The organism is Salinicola halophilus (assembly GCF_003206155.1).
Taxonomy (GTDB): Bacteria; Pseudomonadota; Gammaproteobacteria; order Pseudomonadales; family Halomonadaceae; genus Salinicola; species Salinicola halophilus.
Window position 1 is genome coordinate 619,098 of record NZ_PZJV01000006.1, and the last position, 19,881, is coordinate 638,978.

General features: G+C 64.8%; 20 protein-coding genes. 9 read left to right on the forward strand and 11 right to left on the reverse strand.

What is annotated here, in order from left to right; genetic code table 11:
- Positions 1-204 precede the first annotated feature (204 nt).
- The 4 genes from DOM33_RS16225 (at position 205) to DOM33_RS14590 (ending at position 2,381) form a co-directional block, all read left to right on the forward strand.
- Positions 205-372: a hypothetical protein gene (locus DOM33_RS16225; protein WP_162617987.1), complete on the forward strand. Its 168-nt coding sequence runs from the start codon at positions 205-207 to the stop codon at positions 370-372.
- Between the two features lie 87 nt (positions 373-459).
- Positions 460-999 (forward strand): gamma carbonic anhydrase family protein, encoded by a 540-nt coding sequence (locus tag DOM33_RS14580; protein ID WP_110670190.1) that lies wholly within the window; start codon positions 460-462, stop codon positions 997-999.
- Positions 1,000-1,009: 10 nt separating this feature from the next.
- Positions 1,010-1,333: a thioredoxin family protein gene (locus DOM33_RS14585; RefSeq protein ID WP_110670192.1), complete on the forward strand. Its 324-nt coding sequence runs from the start codon at positions 1,010-1,012 to the stop codon at positions 1,331-1,333.
- Between the two features lie 121 nt (positions 1,334-1,454).
- A complete protein-coding gene (locus tag DOM33_RS14590; protein ID WP_110670194.1) occupies positions 1,455-2,381 on the forward strand; it encodes a DUF808 domain-containing protein in 927 nt (308 codons plus the stop codon).
- A 41-nt stretch (positions 2,382-2,422) separates the two neighbouring features.
- On the opposite strand, the gene DOM33_RS14595 is transcribed toward DOM33_RS14590, so the two are convergent.
- From DOM33_RS14595 to DOM33_RS14620, 6 genes are all read right to left on the reverse strand, one after another.
- Complete coding sequence (locus tag DOM33_RS14595) at positions 2,423-2,980, reverse strand: gamma-glutamylcyclotransferase (RefSeq protein ID WP_110670196.1); 558 nt, start codon at positions 2,978-2,980, stop codon at positions 2,423-2,425.
- Positions 2,981-3,128: 148 nt separating this feature from the next.
- Positions 3,129-4,898 carry a GMC family oxidoreductase gene (locus tag DOM33_RS14600; protein ID WP_110670198.1) on the reverse strand — a complete coding sequence of 590 codons (1,770 nt, stop codon included), beginning with the start codon at positions 4,896-4,898 and terminating at the stop codon, positions 3,129-3,131.
- 75 nt (positions 4,899-4,973) lie between these two features.
- Positions 4,974-6,320 carry a c-type cytochrome gene (locus tag DOM33_RS14605; RefSeq protein WP_110670200.1) on the reverse strand — a complete coding sequence of 449 codons (1,347 nt, stop codon included), beginning with the start codon at positions 6,318-6,320 and terminating at the stop codon, positions 4,974-4,976.
- A 90-nt stretch (positions 6,321-6,410) separates the two neighbouring features.
- Positions 6,411-7,145: a gluconate 2-dehydrogenase subunit 3 family protein gene (locus DOM33_RS14610; protein WP_204352697.1), complete on the reverse strand. Its 735-nt coding sequence runs from the start codon at positions 7,143-7,145 to the stop codon at positions 6,411-6,413.
- 373 nt (positions 7,146-7,518) lie between these two features.
- Complete coding sequence (locus DOM33_RS14615; RefSeq protein WP_110670202.1) at positions 7,519-7,968, reverse strand: YkvA family protein; 450 nt, start codon at positions 7,966-7,968, stop codon at positions 7,519-7,521.
- Between the two features lie 94 nt (positions 7,969-8,062).
- A complete protein-coding gene (locus DOM33_RS14620; protein ID WP_110670204.1) occupies positions 8,063-8,338 on the reverse strand; it encodes a hypothetical protein in 276 nt (91 codons plus the stop codon).
- Between the two features lie 319 nt (positions 8,339-8,657).
- Between DOM33_RS14620 and DOM33_RS14625 the strand changes: the two genes are divergently transcribed.
- The 3 genes from DOM33_RS14625 (at position 8,658) to DOM33_RS14635 (ending at position 13,080) form a co-directional block, all read left to right on the forward strand.
- Positions 8,658-8,975 carry an antibiotic biosynthesis monooxygenase family protein gene (locus DOM33_RS14625; RefSeq protein WP_110670206.1) on the forward strand — a complete coding sequence of 106 codons (318 nt, stop codon included), beginning with the start codon at positions 8,658-8,660 and terminating at the stop codon, positions 8,973-8,975.
- Between the two features lie 142 nt (positions 8,976-9,117).
- On the forward strand, positions 9,118-10,782 hold the full coding sequence (pgm, locus tag DOM33_RS14630; RefSeq protein ID WP_110670208.1) for a phosphoglucomutase (alpha-D-glucose-1,6-bisphosphate-dependent): 1,665 nt from the start codon (positions 9,118-9,120) through the stop codon (positions 10,780-10,782).
- Between the two features lie 144 nt (positions 10,783-10,926).
- Positions 10,927-13,080 (forward strand): methyl-accepting chemotaxis protein, encoded by a 2,154-nt coding sequence (locus DOM33_RS14635; RefSeq protein ID WP_110670210.1) that lies wholly within the window; start codon positions 10,927-10,929, stop codon positions 13,078-13,080.
- 11 nt (positions 13,081-13,091) lie between these two features.
- Here the strand turns inward: DOM33_RS14635 and stpA are convergent, their stop codons facing one another.
- Positions 13,092-14,375, reverse strand: coding sequence for a glucosylglycerol 3-phosphatase (stpA, locus tag DOM33_RS14640; protein WP_110670355.1), 1,284 nt, complete (start codon positions 14,373-14,375; stop codon positions 13,092-13,094).
- Between the two features lie 166 nt (positions 14,376-14,541).
- On the opposite strand from stpA, the gene DOM33_RS14645 reads away from it, so the two are divergent.
- Together DOM33_RS14645 and DOM33_RS14650 are read left to right on the forward strand one after the other, a co-directional pair.
- Positions 14,542-15,030: a pyridoxamine 5'-phosphate oxidase family protein gene (locus DOM33_RS14645; protein WP_110670212.1), complete on the forward strand. Its 489-nt coding sequence runs from the start codon at positions 14,542-14,544 to the stop codon at positions 15,028-15,030.
- Positions 15,031-15,237: 207 nt separating this feature from the next.
- Positions 15,238-16,269, forward strand: a complete 1,032-nt coding sequence (locus DOM33_RS14650; protein WP_110670214.1) for a CNNM domain-containing protein — start codon at positions 15,238-15,240, stop codon at positions 16,267-16,269.
- Between the two features lie 85 nt (positions 16,270-16,354).
- On the opposite strand, the gene phnE (DOM33_RS14655) is transcribed toward DOM33_RS14650, so the two are convergent.
- Genes phnE (DOM33_RS14655) through phnD form a run of 4 tightly spaced genes read right to left on the reverse strand, consistent with a single transcriptional unit; the run spans position 16,355 to position 19,828 of the window.
- On the reverse strand, positions 16,355-17,167 hold the full coding sequence (phnE, locus tag DOM33_RS14655; RefSeq protein WP_110670216.1) for a phosphonate ABC transporter, permease protein PhnE: 813 nt from the start codon (positions 17,165-17,167) through the stop codon (positions 16,355-16,357).
- On the reverse strand, positions 17,164-17,982 hold the full coding sequence (phnE, locus tag DOM33_RS14660; RefSeq protein WP_110670218.1) for a phosphonate ABC transporter, permease protein PhnE: 819 nt from the start codon (positions 17,980-17,982) through the stop codon (positions 17,164-17,166). The genes phnE (DOM33_RS14655) and phnE (DOM33_RS14660) overlap by 4 nt, the downstream gene beginning before the upstream one ends.
- On the reverse strand, positions 17,979-18,770 hold the full coding sequence (phnC, locus tag DOM33_RS14665; RefSeq protein ID WP_110670220.1) for a phosphonate ABC transporter ATP-binding protein: 792 nt from the start codon (positions 18,768-18,770) through the stop codon (positions 17,979-17,981). The genes phnE (DOM33_RS14660) and phnC overlap by 4 nt, the downstream gene beginning before the upstream one ends.
- Before the next feature lie 23 nt (positions 18,771-18,793).
- The gene (phnD, locus tag DOM33_RS14670) at positions 18,794-19,828 is read right to left on the reverse strand and encodes a phosphate/phosphite/phosphonate ABC transporter substrate-binding protein (protein WP_110670222.1); all 1,035 of its coding nucleotides are present in this window, start codon (positions 19,826-19,828) and stop codon (positions 18,794-18,796) included.
- Positions 19,829-19,881: the final 53 nt, after the last annotated feature.

The following is a 19,881-nucleotide window of genomic DNA, read 5'->3' on the forward strand; positions in this document are numbered from 1 at the left end:
TCTCTGTCTGATGGATACGGACAGGCGCGAACGCGATTGCCCTTAGTCTAATGACGTCGCTGCGCTAGTGCCACGTTCCTGAGAAGAAACCCCTATCCGAATGCGCGTATTCTTTCCGAGCTTGACGGTAAGCAATCTATTTAGCATGCTAAATAGATGCCTGCGGCGATCAGCCGCATCGGCACGTCAACCGAAGGAGTGGTCATGAAAGCGTTCAACCGATTCTTCTCGCAAATTGCCGCCGTTCTCGTCTCGGCGCTGCTGCCCCTTTTCATGGTGGGCGAGAGTCAGGCCAGTTCCCACCAGAGCGGTTACAGCGAGAGCAGTATCCCGGCCGCCAGCCAGAAAGAGTCCGAGGACGAGTCGCAATAGCGAAGTGTCGCGCGTGGGCCTAAAGTCGGCTGGTGAGCGTGCCTGATGCAGCCGACGCTATAAGGCTCGCACCCACGGAGAATCCGCATGCCGCTCTACGCCTATGAAGATCGCGCCCCGCTGCTGCCTGAGGCTGGGCGCTACTGGATCGCCCCCGGTGCCCACGTGATCGGCCACGTGGAGATCGGCGAGGACGTGGGCATCTGGTTCAACGTGGTGATTCGCGGTGACAACGATCGCATCGTCATCGGTGCCGACACCAACGTTCAGGAAGGCTGCATGCTGCACACCGATCCCGGTCTGGAGCTGCATATCGGCCGCGGATGTACGGTCGGACATCACGCTATCCTCCATGGCTGCCGGATCGGCGACAACACGCTCGTCGGCATGGGGGCGACCGTGCTCAACGGCGCCGAAATCGGTGCCAACTGTCTGATCGGCGCTCGGGCACTGATCACCGAGGGCAAGCGGTTTCCCGACAACTCACTGATCGTCGGTTCTCCGGCCAAGGTGGTCCGCACCCTCGACGAGGCGGCGATCGAGGAGCTCAAGGCCTCCGCGACGCACTACGTCGAGCGCTGGCGCGCTTTCGCCTCGAGCCTGCGTCGTCTGGACGACGAGACTTGAGGCGCTGCCCATGAGTGCGATCTACACCGTAGAGGCGCTCGATCTCGAGACGCTTCGCGAGACGTCGGGGCCCGTCATCGTCGAGTTCGGCGTCGGCTGGTGCCCATGGTGCCAGACGGCGCAGCCCCTCATGTCACAGGCATTCGCCGACAGTGGCGTTGTGCATCATCGCATCGAGGATGGCAAGGGGCGCCCGCTCGGGCGCGCCTTCGGCGTCAAGCGCTGGCCCACGCTGATCTTCCTGCGCGACGGCGAAGAGAGGGCGCGCTGCGTGCGCCCCGATGCCGTGGAGACGCTCCGAGAGGCGCTCTCGCAGATTATCGATGTCGACTGAATGACACTCGGCTAGGCTCAGCCGCGACGCCGGCATAAAAATCGGCGGATTCGCGTTCTTGACCGCACCCGCGAAGGGCCGCGCCAAGACGCTTCGATTTCGATCTCCAGGAGTTTCGCCCTTGGCCGCCGGTAGCCTGCTCACCCTGCTCGACGACATTGCCACGCTGCTCGACGACGTCTCCGTCATGACCAAGGTCGCAGCGAAGAAGACCGCCGGTGTCCTCGGCGACGATCTTGCCCTCAACGCTCAGCAGGTCACCGGCGTTCGCCCCAGCCGCGAGCTGCCCATCGTGTGGGCGGTGGCCAAAGGGTCGCTTCGCAACAAGCTGATCCTGGTGCCGGCGGCGCTTCTGATCAGCGTGGTGGCGCCCTGGCTGATCACGCCGCTGCTGATGGTCGGCGGCGCCTATCTCTGCTTCGAAGGCGCTGAAAAGCTTGCCCACAAATTTCTCCACGGCAAGGAGGCGAGCAAGGCGAAGGTGCGTGAGGCCGCCAAGCTCGACTCGAAAGAGGAGCGTCTGGCGTTCGAGAAAGACAAGATCAAGGGTGCCGTGCGCACCGACTTCATTCTCTCCGCGGAGATCATCGCGATCACGCTGGGCTCGGTGGCCGCGGCCAGCTTCACCGAGAAGGTCGTGGTGCTGGCGATCATCGCGGTCGTCATCACCCTGGTGGTCTACGGCCTGGTCGGCGCCATCGTCAAGCTCGACGACCTTGGCCTCTATCTCGCCGAGCGCGGCTCGCGGGTGGCCGAGGTCGTCGGCAACGCCATCCTCAAGGCCGCGCCCTGGCTGATGAAGCTGCTCTCCATCGTCGGCACCATCGCCATGTTCCTGGTCGGTGGCGGCATTCTCACCCACGGCATTCCGTTTCTGCATCACGGCATCGACCGTCTCGCCGACGCCAGCGATCTGCCGGGTGTCGGCGCGATCATCCAGCCGCTGACGCCGATGCTGCTCAACTTCGCCGCCGGACTCCTTGCCGGCGGGCTTCTACTCGCCCTCTTCGAGGGCGTGAAGAGACTCAGAGGACAGAAAGCGAGCTAGCCATATGTCCGAGCCCCGAGCCATCGTCTCGGCGTTGCGGCTCAGCCCAGCAGCGCACGTTCCAAAGTGAAGACGTGGTCGTCGTCGACTTCGAGTTCGCGCAGCGCCTGGGCCAGATTGAGCAGGTAGTCCCGGTTGGGCCCGCTCGGCCCGCGCGAGTCGGCGATCTGGCGGGCGATCGCGTCCGGCGATGCCGGGCCGAGATAAGCGGCGTTGTTCTCGCCGGCGAGATAGACCACGCCCTCGACCTGGCTGCCGTCGTCGAAGGTCATCGGTGTGATCACCCGCAGGTAGCCGTTCTTCTCGCGGTGATCGAGCTGGGCGAACAGGCTCGGCGAGATGCGATAGGCCATGCCGTGGCAGGTCGCCTCCTCGTCCGGTACCAGCGTGACGACGCGCCCCGGCGATTCCGGCGTGCCGCGATGGTCGTGGGAGCCCTGCCAGAAGCGGCGGGTCCAGCCCTCGATAGACGCCGGCCGGCGCTCCAGGTAGTCGAAGTCCGCCTTCCAGATCAGCGAGCCATAGCCGAACAGCCACACCGAATCGTGGGCGTCGAAGTGGGTCATGTGGCGGTTGTCGGCGGTGGTATCGAAGGACATGGCTACTCGCGGGCTGGTGACGAACGAAATGAAGCGTGAAGCGAGTCTCAATATGCGAGCGGGCGGCGGGTTTCTCAAGCGAGACGAGGGCCAGACACGACGAAGGCGCCACCTGGGCGCCTTCGTCTGAGGGAGTGCCGGTTGCGTGTTACGAACGCGACATCAGCGGCCCCGGGTTCTTCAGGTAGTCCTCACGGATCTTCTTCGCCGACCAGTAGGTCAGCGCAGCGATCAGATCGGTGGGGTTGGCCTGGAAGTTCTGCGGGAAGGCGTTGCCGCCGGGTACGAAGACGTTGTGCACGTCCCAGCTCTGCAGGTAGCGGTTGACCGCGGAGGTGCTCGGGTCGGTACCCATCACCGCGCCGCCGACGTTGTGGGTCGAGACGTAGCTTGTCACCTTGAAGTGCGAGCCCTCGAGGTTGAAGCTCTCGTCGCGATAGTCCGGCTTGAGCACGTCGGCGATCTCCCGCAGACGGTCGCGCATGAACGCCGAAAGACGGTGTTCGTTCTGCTTCCAGTCGAAGGTCATGCGCAAAAGCGGCATGCCGTACGGGTCCTTCCAGGTCGGATCGAGATCCAGCATGTTGGAGCGATACGACATCACGCTGCCGGTCATCGAGAGCTTCATGTGATGGCCGTAGTACTTCTGCAGCGCATCCTTGTAGCCCTGACCCCAGCTCGGTGCATCCTTCGGCAGCGGCGTCTTGATCGGCGTGCCGCTGGCCTGTGAGGAGTGCATCTTGGCGCCGCCGATAAAGCCGTGAGCGGCACTGTCGAAATTGCCCGGCGAGAAGTCGTTGAACATCTTGCCGGTCGCCCCGGCGGTGGCGAACGGGTTGAACTCGATGTCGTCGAAGTAGCAGTTGATGCCGCCGCCGATCTGATACGAGTAGTTACGGCCCACGGTGCCGGTACGCGCCACCGGATCGTACGGCTGGCCGATGCCGGAGTTGAGCATCAGTCGCACGTTGTTGAGCGCGTAGGAGGCCAGAATGACCATGTCCGCCGGCTGGAAGACCTCTTCGCCGTTGCCGTCGACGTAGGTGACGCCGGTGGCGGTCTTGCCGTCCGCGGCCAGCTCGACGCGGGTGACGTTGGCGTTGGTGCGGTAGTCGAAATTGCTGCGCTGTTTGAGCGCATTGAGGATGCAGGTCTGCGGCGAGGCCTTGGAGTAGTTCAGACAGCCGTAGCGCGAGCAGAAGCCGCAGTAGTTGCAGGGCCCGAGCTGCATGCCGTAGGGGTTGGTCCAGGCTCGCGAGACGTTGGCCGAGGGGTTGGGGAAGGGGTGATACCCGAGCTGCTTGGCGGCCTTCTCGAACATCTGGGTGTTCTGCGTGTCCTGCAGCGCCGGTAGCGGATAGGGCTCGCTACGCGGACCCTCGAAGGGATCGCCCCCCGCCTGGATCTGGCCGTTGAGGTTACCGGTGGTGCCGGACTGACCGCACACCTTCTCGAAGAAGGAGAAGTGCGGCTCGAGCTCGTCCCAGCTCACACCGAAGTCCTGGATCTGCATGTCGTCCTGCAGCACGCCCTTGCCGAAGGCCTGATCGGCAAAGGTCTTGAGCTGCAGGTCGGTGGGCGTGGGGCGAATCAGCACGCCGGTCCAGTGCGCGCCGGCGCCGCCGACGCCGTCACCCGGCAGGAAGGCGCCCAGCTTTCGCTGCGGCAGGGCTCGTTCGTCGAGATTACGCCGGATGGTGACCGCCGACTGCTTCGGCTTTTGCATCATGGTGTGACGAATGCCGTACTGCAGCTCGTCCGCCGGCTTCGGGTAGGCGAAATCCTCGTTGGTGCGATCTTCGCCACGCTCCAGCGCCAGCACGTTGAGGCCCGCGTCGGTCAGCTCCATGCCCATGATGGAACCGGTCCAGCCGAGACCGACGATGACCGCATCGACGCGCGGTTGTTGCTTAGCCATGTATTAACTCCTCGATCCTGTCGGCGCGCATCGAGGCGCGCCACGCAGGCCGCCTCTCGGGCGACCTGTCTGTCATTAGTCTTCGCCGTCGGTCTGGTTCAGCTCGCCCTCGGGGTCGACGGCCCGGTCGAGCGGCGCATCGTCGAGCTCGTCACGAACCTCGGCGACCTGCTCGGCGTCCACCACATCGCCGTCGTTGCCCCAGGCGCTGCGCACGAATGTCGCCAGTGTCGCGACCTCGTCGTCGGAGAGGCGCCAGCCGAAACCGGGCATCGGCAGCTGCGCGGGGATGGTCGACGTCGCCGGCGGCTTGGCCCCGGCCAGAATGGTGTGGATCAACCCGGTCGGGTTGTCGGCGTTGGCCAGCGCGTTGTCGTCGAGCGGCGGGAACACGCGCTCGGCGCCCATGCCGTCGTTGAGGTGACAGGCGGCGCAGTTATCGAGATAGAGCCGTTCACCGTCGCTCAGATTCTTGGCGGCGGTGAGATGGGCTTCGGTCTCTTTCGCGGCCTGCCTTCGGGCGTCGGCCGTGGGGGCATCCTCATCGGCCGGGTTGGCCGGCAGCGACTTGAGATACTGCGCGATCCCGGTCAGATCCTTGTCGGTCAGGTGCGAGGTGCTGTGCGCGACGACCGAGGTCATTTCGCCGCCGACGACGGCGTGAGCGTTACGCCCGGTCTTGAGGTAGTCGACGATCGCCTGGGTGTCCCAGCCTTGTATGCCGCGACCGTCGCCACCCGCGCCGCCGCGCAGCGAGGGCGCCCACCAGTCGCCGAGGTTGGCCCCGGCAAGATAGTCGTCGCCATCGTCGTCGAGCGCGCTTTCCTGCGCCGCGAAGCCGCGCGGCGTGTGGCAGCTGCCGCAGTGGCCGAGACCTTCGACCAGATAGCGCCCGCGTTCGGTCAGTTCCGGGTTGCTGGCGCTGGGCTCGAAGGTGGGGTGATCGATGAACAGCCAGTTCCACGCGCTGATGCCCCAGCGCTGGTTGAACGGAAAGCCGAGGTCGGTCTGCGGTGGCTTCTCGGCCACCGGCTCCACGCCCTGCATGAAGTAGACGTAAAGCGCATGGATGTCGTCGTCGGTCAGGTTGGCGTAGGAGGGGTAGGGCATCGCCGGATACAGATTGGCGCCGTCGGCGCGCTCGCCCTCGCGCAGCGCGGCGGCGAACTCCTCTTCGCTGTAGTCGCCGATGCCGTTCTCATCGTCCGGGGTGATGTTGGTCGAGTAGATGATGCCGAAAGGGCTCTCGATGCCCAGGCCACCGGCGAACGCCTTGCCGTCTTCAGTGGTGTGGCAGGCCACGCAGTCACCGGCGCGGGCGAGATAGGCGCCGCGTTCGACGGTGTCGTCGTCGGCGCCGAAAACCGGAGTGGCCAGCACGAAAGCGCTGCCGGCGAGCAGCGGGATGAGATGTTTTGTCACGGTAGCATTCCTTGTACTCACGATGGCTGAAGGAGAGCGGCACGCACGGCGCTCAGCGGCGCACGCACGCTGTGTCAGGTGCTCTCCGTATCAGCCGCGTTCGCCGGTCAGGCTGACGGGGCCCAGCGGGTATTCGACGTTGTGCTGATCGACCCAGTCGCGGAAGCTGGCGCGCGCGCCCGGGAAACCGACCATCTTCCACGACGCCATGTGCTTGTTGCCGCCATGGATGGGATCGGCGAGATAGCCCTCCTTGGTGTTCGAGAGCAGGCTTGCGAAGAATTCGGAGGCCTCGAGCTTCTGCGTCTCGCCCAGACTCGCGAAATCCACGTCGTTGGCTTCCAGCGCCTGCAGTACGCGATCCTGGGCATCGCCATCGAGCTGCTCGAAACGCTTGCCATGCTGCTGCTGGCAGTACGCTTGCGTCATCGCGATGCCTTTCTGGTAGACCTCGCGCGGCGTGTAGGGGTACTGAAAACCGAGGTCGGGCGAGCCGTCGAGAACGTAGGGGCCTTCCATGTACCAGCGCTCGGCGTGGCCGTACGGGGAGTCCATCTGTCCGTCGATGAAGATCGGTACGTTGGTATCGAGCGCACCCGGGCCCTTGCCGGCGGATTCGCCGGGAATCAATCGATCGCAGGCGGCGAGCAGGAACGACCACTCGTCGTCGCTGAAGAACGCGGGCTGATAGTCGCCGAGGTTCGGGGCCGGTTCGTCCGCGCTGGCGGTGAGGGAAACGCCGCCGGTCAGGCTGACGGCGGGGATCATCATGAAAGAGTTGCGGAGAAACGCGCGCCGCGAGGCGTTGTCAGGCTGAGACGCCATGAAAAATATGTCCTTCTAGTCGACGGTCTGGGTCGGGTGCAGCTCGGGCCTGGGCGCGGACGAACGCCGAGCGATGTGCCCGTGATGACGCATCGAATTCGCGCGACGCCGATGACGACGATGGCGCCGATAGTAAGCAGGCAAATCGGTACCAAGCTACGGGGCGCTACTTTAGTCTAAATCGATGGTTTTTGGCTATGAGCGAGATAGAAGAACTGATGGTCAGCAACGCCTGACGCGGTAGCGCAGCATCGAGAGGTGTCATACGAGAAAGGCGAGATAGGACAGGGCACCGGTGAGCGTGGGAAAACCGAAAACGCCCTTGAAGCGCCCGTTAGGCAGGGATAAGCGATACGTCATTGAGCGGGAGGACTTACGCCCCGGCTGGCCACCAGCGTTTTAGCACCTCATCGGCCTGGCGTTTGACGTCCTCGTCGATATAGATCGAGACGGCAACGAGCGCCGCGGCCAGCACGCTGGCGTCGTCGGCGTAACCCACGCCGAGGACGAAATCGGGAATCGCATCCAGCGGGGAGATGAAATAGCCGAGCGCACCGATGATGGTGGACTTGGCCCAGAGGGGGGCATCGGGGCGCTTGAGCACGAAGTAGAGCTGCAGCGCCTTGCGTACGAGTTCTTGGCCGGCGCGACTGCCGAAGCGAGCGAGCTTGCGCCAGAAGCGCTCATCGCTGAAGGCACCGCGGTGTACACCCAGTGTCTCTTCGCCCAGCGGATCGGTGACGACAGAAGGGACGCCGTCCTGGGGCAGGGCAGTGACGTCGTCGTGGTCGACATCGCGGGTGGGGCGAAAAAGTCGTTTCATGATCGGGCTCCGTCGTTGCGGGCAGTCCCGACAGTCTAATCAGGGGGCCGGCCGGCGCCCAGCGTGCCGGCCGGTATCGACGCGATGCGTTCGATCAGGCAGTGCGACCGCCGTCGAAATCGATCTCCAGGCGGATCCGCGAGTTCAGCGGCAGATTGACCAGGTTGAGCGCATGCTCGGTCATCTTGCGAATCAGCGCTTCGTAGTCTTCGCCGCCGTTTTGCTTGATCTCTTTGACCTGGTTTTCGGAGAGATTCTCGCTGCCGAGATAGTTCTTCGCGCTCTTGCGCAGCGCATCGCCCGTCTCGCCACCGGCGAGCTGGTGGAATTCGTCGGCGCCCATGCCGTCGTTGTGAATCAGGATTTCCATGTCATCGACTCCTTGTGAACGGGGCTGACGTGATCGCCAGCTCGGATCGCTTCCAACGATCTGAACTCAAAAGCTAGTCGCAACAGCGGGTTGGCACAAACTCCATCCTTTATGATTCGTCGATCATCCTGCGCCAGCCCAAGCGAACCGCCTCGCGATAACGATTGCCGCGCAGCCGGGTTTTGGCGAGGATCGTCGGCGGTGCCGGGTCCGGCGTTGCGTCGGCCACGCCGGTCGCCTGGCGACGCGCGATCACCCCGGCCGAACGCCACGCCGATGACTGCTGGAGGCCACGCCGATGACTGCTGGAGAGAGTGACGTGTCACTGATTGCCGAGACCCCCGAGCCGCCTTACTACGCGGTCATTTTCACCTCGCTGATGAGCGATGACCCGGAAGGCTACGAAGCGATGGCCGAGCGGATGCTGGCGCTGGCCAAGGAGCGGTCCGGCTTTCTTGGGTTGGAGTCGGCGCGGGAAGCGGTGGGTCTTACCGTCTCCTACTGGCGCGATCTCGAGGCGATCGCGAGCTGGAAGCAGGACATCGATCATCGTTACGCCCAGCGCCTGGGGCGCGAGCGCTGGTACGCGGCGTATCGAACGCGTATCGCTCGGGTCGAACGCGAGTATGGCCGCTAGCGTCTGGCGATCTTGCCGCTGGCGGGGCGATAATGGTCTGCTACAGAGTCTCGGCCCCGTCGTGGCGCGTTTCATGCGGCCCGCGACGGCCCGCGGTCGATCGACCGCTTCGTCAACGCCCCGTCATCCCAAGGAACCCGTGATGAGTATCGACCCCCAAGCAGGACGCTTGCCCACCGAACAGAGCCTGGTCAACGTGCCGCGCCTGGTGGCGCGCTACTACAGCGAGCGACCGGACCCCAGCGACCCGGCTCAGCAGGTGGCCTTCGGCACCTCCGGGCATCGTGGCTCCTCGCTGAAGACGAGCTTCAACGAGTGGCACATCCTCGCCACGACCCAGGCGATCTGCGACTACCGTCAGGCGCAGGGCATCACGGGCCCGCTCTACATCGGCATGGACACTCACGCACTCTCCGAGCCGGCGTTCGTCTCGGCGCTGGAAGTGCTCGCCGCCAACGGCGTCGACACCTGCATCGATGCAGGCGTCGAGGCGACCGGTTTCGATCCCGGCTACACGCCGACGCCGGCGATCTCCAACGCCATTCTGAGCCACAACAAAGGGCGCAGCGACGGGCTGGCCGACGGCATCGTCATCACGCCGTCGCACAATCCGCCGGCGGATGGCGGCTTCAAGTACAACCCCACCAACGGCGGTCCGGCGGACACCGGCGTCACCAAGTGGATCCAGGAGCGCGCCAACGCGCTGCTCGAAACCGGGCTCAAAGGCGTGAAGCGCATCGACTACGCCGAGGCGCTCGCCGCGCCGACCACGCAGCGTTTCGACTACATCGAGCATTACGTGAGTGGACTGGACAAGGTCATCGACCTGGCCGCCATTCGGGATTCGGGGCTCAAGTTCGGCGTCGACCCGCTGGGCGGCGCCGGCGTGCACTACTGGCCGCGTATCGCCGAAAAGTACGACCTACCGCTGGAGGTGATCTCCACCACCGTCGATCCGACCTTCCGCTTCATGCGCGTCGACTGGGACGGCAAGATCCGGATGGACTGCTCTTCGCCCTACGCCATGGCCGGACTGATCGAGAACAAGGATCGCTTCGACGTCTCGTTTGCCTGCGACACCGATCACGACCGCCACGGCATCGTCGCGCGCTCGACGGGCCTGCTGAATCCCAACCACTATCTCGCCGTCGCCATCGAGTATCTCTTCAATCATCGCCCCGACTGGGACGCGAAAGCGGGGATCGGCAAGACGCTGGTGTCGTCGTCGATGATCGATTACGTCGCGGACGGCCTGGGACGGCCGGTGGTCGAGGTGCCTGTGGGCTTCAAGTGGTTCGTCGACGGCCTGATCGACGGCGGTCTCGGTTTCGGCGGCGAAGAGTCCGCCGGCGCGTCGTTCCTTACCCTCGACGGCAAGCCTTGGTCGACCGACAAGGACGGCATCATTCTGGGCCTGCTGGCCGCTGAGATCACTGCCGTCACCGGCCAGGATCCGGGCGAGCGCTACCGGGCGCTCACCGAGCGCTACGGTTCACCGGTCTACGAGCGAGTCGACGCCCCGGCCAATCGTGAGCAGAAGGCGAAGCTGGGCAAGCTCTCGCCCGAGCAGGTGACTGCCGAGACGCTGGCCGGCCATCCGATCACCCGCAAGTTGACCGAAGCCCCCGGCAACGGCGCCGCCATCGGTGGCCTCAAGGTAGTGACCGACGCCGGCTGGTTCGCCGCGCGCCCCTCGGGGACCGAAGACGTCTACAAGATCTACGCTGAAAGCTTCGAAGGGCAGGCACACCTCGAGCGAATCCAGCAGGAAGCCAAGGCGCTGGTGGACGAGGTGCTGGCAGGCTGACGCCCCTGCGGCCGGCCGCGTCGTTTGTCGGCCATCTCCTACGCGTTCCTTCCGGTTTTCCTACAGTTTCATGCCTTTTGGGCGATATCCGCTTAACTCGCCGGCGACATCATGTCGCCGGCTGCGTTCTCGCGGAGATGTCGCATGCACTTCAAATCCATTCGTACCTCAGTGGCGCTACTGGTCGGCGGTTCCATCGCGCTAGTGGTGGTGGCGCTGGTGGGGTACGCCTTTTTCGCGGATGCGCGCTCCCAAGCGCTGGTCGATACGCGCACGCAGTCGCTGATCGGTACCAGCATGCGAGAACGACTGAACGCGGTGGCCGATCGCGAAGCGACGAGCATCGAGGCGCGACTCGATAGCGCGCTGGCCCTGGCGCGTGGGCTCGCCAATACCAATGCACTGATGGGCGAGAGCGACGATGACGGCCGGCAGCGACTGATTCTCGGCCGCGGTGAGCTCTCCAACCTTGTTCGCCAGCGGGTGGTCGACAATCCCGATCTGCTCGACGCGTTCATCGGCTGGGAGCCCGACGCCTTCGGCAGCGACCGCTACTACACAGGACGCGAGGACGAGGGGTTCGGCGAGGACGGCCGCTTCATGCCGTGGTGGTATCGAGACGATAACGGCGACGTCGCGGTGCTGAGTCTAGGGAACTCGATGGAGAGCGAGGCGCTCACTTCCGACGGTATTCGAGAGGGCGAGTATTACCTTTGCCCGAGAGAGACGCTCGAAACCTGTATCGTCGACCCGCACCCTTTCGACTATGGCGGCGAGACGCTGATGGTCACCTCGTTCAACGTGCCGATTCTGGTCGACGGCGAGTTTCGCGGCGTCGCCGGGGTCGATCTCTCGGTCGACTTCGTGCAGTCGCTGCTGAGCGAGGCCAGCCAGTCGCTGTATGACGGCGCCGGCGACTGGTCGCTGATCGCCCCCGGCGGCGTGGTCACCGCCGATACCCGGAGTCCCGATGCCATTGGTGAGGCGGCAGTCGATCGGCTCGCGCCCGAAGGCCTCGAACGTCTAACCCGTGCGCAGGGCGGGCAGACGATCCTGGAGTCCGTCGACGGCCAGATCGAGATGCTCTGGCCCTTCACCGTCGGCGAGACCGGCGCGCCCTGGGTGCTGACGATCCGTCTGCCCGAGGCCGTGGTCATGGCGGGTCTGTTCGATATGCGCGACCAGCTCGACGATCAGCGTCAGGCCAATACGCTGGCGATGCTGGCGGTCGGTGCCGTGGTCATCGCGCTCGGTCTGGTACTCGCTTGGCTCCTCGGCAGCAGCGTTTCCCGGCCGCTGGCACGGCTCGCCGAGCGGATGCGCGAGATCGCCTCCGGCGACGGCGATCTCACTCAGCGTTTGCCGGTGCGTGGGCGCAACGAGAGCGCCGAACTCGCGATCCAGTTCAACGCCTTCGCCGAGAAGATGCACGGGGTCATGCTCGGCGTGCGAGCGAGCAGTGAAACGGTGCGCGGCGCCTCCCAAGAGATCGCCAGCGGCAGTCAGGATCTCTCCCAGCGCACCGAGGAGATGGCAGCAAGCCTGCAGCAGACCTCGGCCTCGATGGAGGAGCTCACCAGCACGGTCGAGCACACCGCCCAGTCCGCGCGCCAGGTGGACCGGCTGTCGGACTCCGCCACCGAAGCCGCCCGTCGCGGCGGTGAGGTGGTCGCCGGGGTGGTCGAGACGATGGATGACATCGATGCCTCGTCGCGCCAGATCGCCGAGATCGTCACCACCATGAACGGCATCGCGTTTCAGACCAATCTGCTGGCGCTCAACGCCTCGGTGGAGGCAGCACGTGCCGGTGAGCAGGGGCGCGGATTCGCGGTGGTGGCCGACGAGGTGAGAAAGCTGGCCGGGCGCAGCGCCGAGGCCTCCCAGCAGATTCAGGCGCTGGTCGAGAGCGCCTCCGGCCGGACCCGGCTCGGCGCCGAGCGCGCCCGTCAGGCGGGTGCCGCCATGGACGAGATCGTGGCGAGCATCACCCGGGTGACCGACGTGCTCGGCGAGATCACCGCGGCGACGACGGAGCAGAGTCAGGGGATCGGGCAGGTCAATCAGGCGGTTGTCGAGATCGACAGCGTCACCCAGCAGAACGCGGCCATGGTGCAGCAGACGGCGACGGCGGCCGCTTCGCTGGAGCAGGAAGCGCGCCGACTGGCGCAGACCGTCGGCGCGTTCAAGCTGGCGGGTCGTGAGGTCGGAAACGCCGGCGATCAGGGCCCGGGCGCGAGCGGTTCAGCGCTGGCGCCTCCGGCACGCTCTCCCCGTCGGGCCACATCGACCGCGTTCTGACGCGGCGTGTCTCAAGACGTTCGCTGAGTGCGGCGGTGCGCCAGCTCGCAGAAGAAGTCGACGTACTCGTCGTGACCGCCGGGAAAGAGTGCGTCGAGCTTGAGCGGATCGTCGGCATCGGTGATGCCCGCAAGCCCCGGCCAGACCTCCTCCGACGTTTCGGCGCGGCGCAATCGCGCGGCGTCGAGGCCGGGACGCTGCACCTCGCCACCGCTGCTGTCGACATAGAGCACCCGGTTGCCGCTGTCGAAAATCTCTCCCAGACGCTGGATCAGCGTCAGAAAGCCGCGGTCGCTGCCGCCGCGACGATGCGCGTCGTCCTCCCCGAGCGATGAAGTGACGGTATCGCCGACGCCAACGAGCGTCGGCATTCGTGCCGGGTCGAAACGCTCGCGGGCGAGTGCGACCAGGCCGTCGATGTCCGTTGGCGCTTCGCGGGCGTTGAACGTCTCCCCCAGCGGATAGTGCCCGGTATGGCGGTAGTAGTAGCGGTTGAGGATGACCAGCACGCCCGCCTCCTTCACCGCCCCGCGCAGCATCAGTTGAAAATCCGTCGTTCCCGCCTGTCGCTCGTCACCTTCCAGCAGTCGCTCGCCGCCGTTCTCGTCACGCCCGGCGTTGGGCGCGTAGTGCACGAAGAAGGCGTCATCGAGTCCCGCGTCGGCGGCTCTCTCGCGCGTTTGTCGAAGGAAGATGGCGACATCGCGCTGCAGCGCTCGGTAGCGCTCGGGCGCGTCTCGCCAGTAGCGGCGGAAGACGTTGAGGTTGAGCGTCGGCGAGGCGAGGTTGTCGAGCACGGCACTATCGATCAGCTCGCGGCGGGTGTCGACGTCGATGGCGTCCGGGGCCTGGCTCAGGCGGGCGTCGAGGAAGTCCTTGGCACGGACGATGAAGTCGTCGAGAAAGGCGAGTTCGGCCTCTTCGACACCGGGATGGGAGACGGCGCCGCTGCGCGTCTGCCACTGCACGCCGCCGGCGGCCAGCCCCGGCAGGTAGCGGCCTGCTGCACTTTCCCCCAGCGTCGCTTCGACGATGCCGTTCACGCCCCGTCGGCCGATGTGCTCGCCGTTGGTCAGCACGAAGAAGTGTCCGTCGAGCTTAGCGGCGGCATCCAGATAGCGCCGCTCGAGCGTGCGGGTCAGCGGGTCGTCCACCAGGCCCATGCAGACGCCGTCCAGATCCTGGATGATCAGCAGCTCGTCGAGTGCGACGAGAGACGCGAGCAGCGAGGCGTGATCCAGCGAGAACGGAGCGCGCGGCGCGGCGGGGGACGAGTCGGGAGTCGAAGTGGTCATGGCGAAGAGTATAGCGATCTCGACACCGGCGGCGAGGTCTGACCGATTCGCCAACGCCTGCCGGTTTGCTCGTGCGTCGGGCCGCGACTAGTCTCAGAGAGTCGACGCACGAGCCGTCGACGGCTCGCGTCGGGACGCCGCGAGAAAGCCACAGGAGGAGGCAGCTATGTCCAGTCCGGAGCACAAGCAGAAGATTTGGGACCTGATCAAGGAGATCAAGGTCGGCATGCTGGTCACGCTGGATGACGGCGTGCCGCGCGCACGGCCGATGCATCTGGTCCAGGACGCCTACGACGGGACGCTCTGGTTCTATACCAAGCGCAGCGCCGAGAAATCCTTCGAAGCCGAAGAGGATCGCGACGTCTGCATCACCTTTTCGGAGCAGAAGGACGGCACCTACGTGTCGATGTCCGGCAAGGCGCGCCTGCGCAGCGACAGCGAACTGATCGACAAGTACTGGAACCCGTTCGTCGCCGCTTGGTTCGACGGCGGTCGCGACGATCCCGACATCGCGATCATGGAGATCGATATCGACTTCGGTGAGCACTGGAAGTCCAAGGAGAGCAAGGCATTCCAGCTCTACGAGATCGCCAAGTCGAACGTCCAGAAAGGGCACAAGCCCGATATGGGCGAAAACGAGAAATTCGGCCAGTAACGCCTCTGACGAAATCGGCGCAGAAAATCTGCGCCTGGCGTACTCGCGGCTCGCCCTTCAAGGGCGGGCCGTTTTGCGTCGTGGCGCCATCTTTCGGCGATGATGACTTCGACACGATGCGTATTTTCTGCATCCGCGGCAGGGGTCGTTGACAGACGGATCGCGAGTCGCGATAAAGAGTGCTCATTAGCGATACAGCGGCCCCCCATGCTCCTCCTAACGGCGTTCGTCGTTCTCTCGATTGGTTTTTCCTTTCTCTGTTCGGTGCTCGAAGCGGCGCTACTGTCGCTGACACCCAGCTACATCGCCCAGGTGCAGGACACGCGTCCCAAACTTCACGACGCGCTCAACGACCTCAAGAGCAACATCGACCGGCCCCTCGCGGCGATTCTCACGCTCAACACCATCGCCCATACCGTCGGTGCGACCGGCGTCGGCGCCCAGGTGGCGGTCGTCTTCGGCGACGCCCATGTCGCCATCGCCTCGGCGCTGATGACCCTCGGGATCCTGATCTTTTCCGAGATCATTCCCAAGACGATCGGCGCGACCTACTGGCGCACGCTGGCACCGCTTCTGCCCAAGATTCTGCGCGTCATGGTCTGGGTGCTGCTGCCATTCATCTGGCTCTCGGAAAAGATCACCAACCGCATCGCCAAGTCCGACGAGAACGATGTCGACATGCGCGGCGAGATCAAGGCGCTGGCGCGGATCGGCCTGGAAAAGAAAGCCCTGGAGTCTGACGAGACCCGCACCATCACCAACATTCTCAACCTGCACGAGATTCCGGTGAAGCAGGTCATGACACCGCGTACCGTCTGCGAGACCGTCACGCCGGACATGACCGTCGTCGAGTTCGATGAGCACTACGGTCGTACGCAGTTCACGCGGTTCCCGGTAATGGACGGCGCCGAGCATGCCATGGGTTACGTGCACAAATCGGAGACCTACCACGCCGAGAACGAGCAGACGCTCAAGGTGCTGATGCATCCGATCTCCGACGTACAGGAGACCGATAGCGTCGAGCACGTCTTTACCGCCATGCTCAAGGATCACAACCACATGCGCGTGGTCTACGACGATCACGGTAGCTGGGTCGGCGTGATCACCATGGAAGACGTGATCGAGACGATTTTGGGTCAGGACATCGTCGACGAAACGGACAGCGTGAGTAACCTGCGTCGCTACGCCAAGCAGCGCTGGCTCAAGCGAATCCGGCCCGGCTCGTCCAGCAACGGCTAGCCTCAAACACCTCCCCAATTCGCGACAGCGCTTTCGCCGCGAGATAGCGACCGCCGGTGGCCAAGGCGGTCGCCGTCGTTCGGGATTAGATCACCCGACGCCGTAACCAGGCCGCCAGCGCCTCGCCTAGGACCACCAGCACGACGATCGCCAGCAGAATCGTCGCGACGGTCGGCCATGCCAGCGTATCGATCGCCCCTTGAAGAATGACGCCGATTCCGCCGGCGCCGACCAGCCCCAGTACGGTCGACTCTCTGAGGTTGATGTCCCAGCGCAGAATGCCCACGGCGAAGAAGGTGGGGATCACCTGCGGCACGATGGCATACAGCACCACCTTCGCCCGCGAGGCGCCGGTCGCTTCCAGCGCCTCCACCGGGCGGCGGTCGATCTCCTCGATCGCCTCGCCCAGCAGCTTGCCCAGAAAGCCGATCGAGCGAAACATGATGGCGATGATGCCGGCCAGCACGCCCGGGCCGAAGATCGCCACGAACAGCAGCGCCCAGATCAGCGTGTTGACCGAGCGGCTCGAGACCAGAATGAACCGCCCCAGCCACAGCGTGAAGCGATTGGGTGTGGTGTTCTGCGCGGCAATGTAGGCGATCGGCAGCGACAGGAAGACGGCGACGAACGTCGCGATGGTGGCGATGTTGAGCGTCTCAACCAGCGCCCAGAGAATGGCGCGAAGATTGCTCACGTCCGGCGGCACCATCCGCCCGAACAGATCGCCCACCTGGGCCGGGGCATCCCATACCCACGGCCAGATGATGTCGATGCTCTCCACCGCCCACACCACGGCGGCGGTCACGATCAGCAGCGTGGCGAAACGCTTCCAGCGCTGCTGCGGGGTATAGCGCGCCCAGGTGCGCTCGGCGACGCTCGATGACGCGGGTGCGCTCATCCGATGTTCCTCCTGATTCGACCGCTGATCGCTTCGCTGACGAGAATCACGCCGATGATCACCAGCGTGATCGCCAGCGCGAAGTCATAGTCGTAGCGCCCGAAGGCGTTCATCAGCGTCGAGCCGATGCCCCCGGCACCGACGATGCCCACTACCGCCGAGGCGCGAAGGTTGCTGTCGAGCTGATAGATGCCGAGGCCGATCTGGCGCGGCATGATCTGCGGCAGCACGGCGAACTGTAGTACGCCGATATAGCGAGAGCCGCTGGCGCGCAACGCCTCGACCTGACCGCGGTCGATCTCCTCGATGCGCTCGGCGAGCATCTTGGCGACGAAGCCGATCGAATAGAGCGTCAGCGTGAGAATGCCCGCCACGGGGCCAAATCCCACTGCCTTGACGAACAGGATCGCCACGATCACCGGGTGAAAGCTGCGCGACACGATGATGATGCCGCGACCGAGCAGGTAGATCGGCGTCGCCGCAATGTTGCGCGCCGCCATGAAAGCGATCGGCACGCTGAGCAACAGGCCCAGCAGCGTCGCCAGAATCGCGATCTGCAGGCTTTCTAGGAAGCCATCGATCAGCAGCTCGTAGCGATCGAAGTTCGGCGGAAAGGCGCCGGAGAAGATGCGTGAGGCGCGGGTCATGCCCTGACTGATGCGATCGAGATCGAAAGGCAGTATCGAGATCGCCCACACGGCATAGACCGCGACGCCCGCGATCAGCCCCCAACGCAGCCAAGGATTGGCAATGAACGGTGGCTTCTGCCAGTGCCGCCGCGAGGCCGACGCGTGGCGGTTGGCGTCCTCGCTCATGGTGCCACCGCTTGCAACGACTCGGTCCCGGTGGGGGCTTGCGGGGTGTCCGAGGTGCCACTGTAGACGGCGTCCATTGCCTGCTGATCCAGATCCGCCGGCTCGCCGTCGAAGATCAGCTTGCCGAAGCGCATGCCGACGATGCGCTGGGTGTACTCCCGTGCCTCGGCGACGTTATGGATATTGATCAGCACAGGCAGCGACAGCTCCTGGGAGAGCTTCTGCAGAAGCTCCATGATCTGGCGCGAGCTGACCGGGTCCAGCGACGCCGTGGGTTCGTCGGCGAGCAGGATCTCCGGCTGCTGCATCAGCGCGCGGACCACGCCCACCCGCTGACGCTCTCCGCCGGAGAGAGCATCGGCGCGTTTGTTGGCATAGTGGGCGATGCCCACCCGCTCCATCAGGTGATAGGCCCGTTCGATGTCCTCGGCGGGGTACTTGCGCAGCGCTGCACGCCAGTAGGGGATGTAGCCCAGCCGGCCGCACTGCACGTTCTCCATTACCGTCAGCCTGTCGACGAGATTGAACCCCTGGAAGATCATACCGATGCGTCGGCGTGCCTTGCGCAGTGGCTCGCGCTTGAGCGATGTCAGCTCCAGGCCGTTGAGCTCAATGCTGCCTTCGCTGGGCTCGACCAGGCGGTTGATGCAGCGCAGCAGCGTGCTCTTGCCCGCACCGGAGGCGCCGATGATCGAGACCACGGACTCTCCCGGCACGTCGAGGTCGAGCCCCCGCAGTACTGGTTCGCCGTGGCCGTAACGCTTAATCAGATTCTGAATGCGTAGCATGGCTTGTCCTCTGGCGTGACGCGTTACTCGACGTTTTCCTGGGAATAGACGACCCCGTTGGCCTTCTGGATCTCGCGGATCACATCCCAGTCGTTCTGGTAGGTCACCGGCACGAACTTGGTCACGCCGTCGAACTCCTCGCCAAGCTCCGTACCCGCCATGTCGAAGCTGAAGAACGCCTCGCGAATCTTCTCGATCAGCTCGGGGTCGAGGTTGTGGGCGTAAGTGTAGGAAGTCGTGGGGAAGCGCTTGGACTCGAACACGATCTTCACCTCTTCGGGATCGAACAGGCCGCGCTCGGCCATGCGATCGACCACTTCGGAGGCGACCGGCGCGGCGTCGTAGTCGCCGGCGACTACGCCGAGCATCGACTGGTCGTGGGAGCCGGAATAGACGACCTCGTAGTCTTCGTCCGGGGTGACGCCCTGCTCCGGGAACAGAGCCCGCGGCGCCAGATTGCCGGAGTTCGACGTCGGCGAGGTATGGGCGACGCGCTTGCCCGCTAGATCGGTGAGCTCATCGATGCCGCTGTCCTTGCGCGTGTAGACCTGCAGGGTGTAGCCGAATTCACCGTCTTCACTGCCCATGATCGAGAATGGCACGGCACCTGCCAGATTCACCGCGAACGGTGTCGGCCCGGTGGAGAAGCCGGCGACCTGAATGCGCCCGCTGCGCATCGCCTCGATCTCGGCGGCGTTCGACTGCACCGCGTAGAAGCGCACGTCCTTGCCGGTCACGTCGCGCAGATGCTCGATGAACGGCTCCCATATGTCGGCGTAGATCGCCGGGTCCTCGACCGGGGTGTAGGCGAACACCAGCGGGTCGGGATCGAGGTACTGCGAAGGATCGCTCGGCGCATCCGCGACCAGATCGCCGTCGGCATCGCAGTAGATCGGCGCGAGCTGACCGCGATTGGGGCAGTCGTCGGCGGCGAGCGCCGGCGCGGCCAGACCGCAGAGCGCCAGCGTGGTCAGCAGAGCGGTGAGGCGTGGTGTCGGCAGCGAAAGGGCTCGAGCGACAGGCAGGCGAGAGAGCGATAGCGAGAGGCGGCGAGACATGGCGTGAACTCCGGCATCAGAGCGGTTGAAATCGTTTGTTGTACGTCTTGTGT

Coding starts and splice junctions, on each gene's coding strand:
- phnD (WP_110670222.1), bottom strand. CDS start 19,828: ATGTCTCGCCGCCTCTCGCTATCGCTCTCTCGCCTGCCTGTCGCTCGA.
- DOM33_RS14645 (WP_110670212.1), top strand. CDS start 14,542: ATGTCCAGTCCGGAGCACAAGCAGAAGATTTGGGACCTGATCAAGGAG.
- DOM33_RS14650 (WP_110670214.1), top strand. CDS start 15,238: ATGCTCCTCCTAACGGCGTTCGTCGTTCTCTCGATTGGTTTTTCCTTT.
- phnE (WP_110670218.1), bottom strand. CDS start 17,982: ATGAGCGAGGACGCCAACCGCCACGCGTCGGCCTCGCGGCGGCACTGG.
- DOM33_RS14585 (WP_110670192.1), top strand. CDS start 1,010: ATGAGTGCGATCTACACCGTAGAGGCGCTCGATCTCGAGACGCTTCGC.
- phnC (WP_110670220.1), bottom strand. CDS start 18,770: ATGCTACGCATTCAGAATCTGATTAAGCGTTACGGCCACGGCGAACCA.
- DOM33_RS14610 (WP_204352697.1), bottom strand. CDS start 7,145: ATGGCGTCTCAGCCTGACAACGCCTCGCGGCGCGCGTTTCTCCGCAAC.
- phnE (WP_110670216.1), bottom strand. CDS start 17,167: ATGAGCGCACCCGCGTCATCGAGCGTCGCCGAGCGCACCTGGGCGCGC.
- stpA (WP_110670355.1), bottom strand. CDS start 14,375: ATGACCACTTCGACTCCCGACTCGTCCCCCGCCGCGCCGCGCGCTCCG.
- DOM33_RS14600 (WP_110670198.1), bottom strand. CDS start 4,898: ATGGCTAAGCAACAACCGCGCGTCGATGCGGTCATCGTCGGTCTCGGC.
- DOM33_RS14615 (WP_110670202.1), bottom strand. CDS start 7,968: ATGAAACGACTTTTTCGCCCCACCCGCGATGTCGACCACGACGACGTC.
- DOM33_RS14620 (WP_110670204.1), bottom strand. CDS start 8,338: ATGGAAATCCTGATTCACAACGACGGCATGGGCGCCGACGAATTCCAC.
- pgm (WP_110670208.1), top strand. CDS start 9,118: ATGAGTATCGACCCCCAAGCAGGACGCTTGCCCACCGAACAGAGCCTG.
- DOM33_RS16225 (WP_162617987.1), top strand. CDS start 205: ATGAAAGCGTTCAACCGATTCTTCTCGCAAATTGCCGCCGTTCTCGTC.
- DOM33_RS14580 (WP_110670190.1), top strand. CDS start 460: ATGCCGCTCTACGCCTATGAAGATCGCGCCCCGCTGCTGCCTGAGGCT.
- DOM33_RS14595 (WP_110670196.1), bottom strand. CDS start 2,980: ATGTCCTTCGATACCACCGCCGACAACCGCCACATGACCCACTTCGAC.
- DOM33_RS14635 (WP_110670210.1), top strand. CDS start 10,927: ATGCACTTCAAATCCATTCGTACCTCAGTGGCGCTACTGGTCGGCGGT.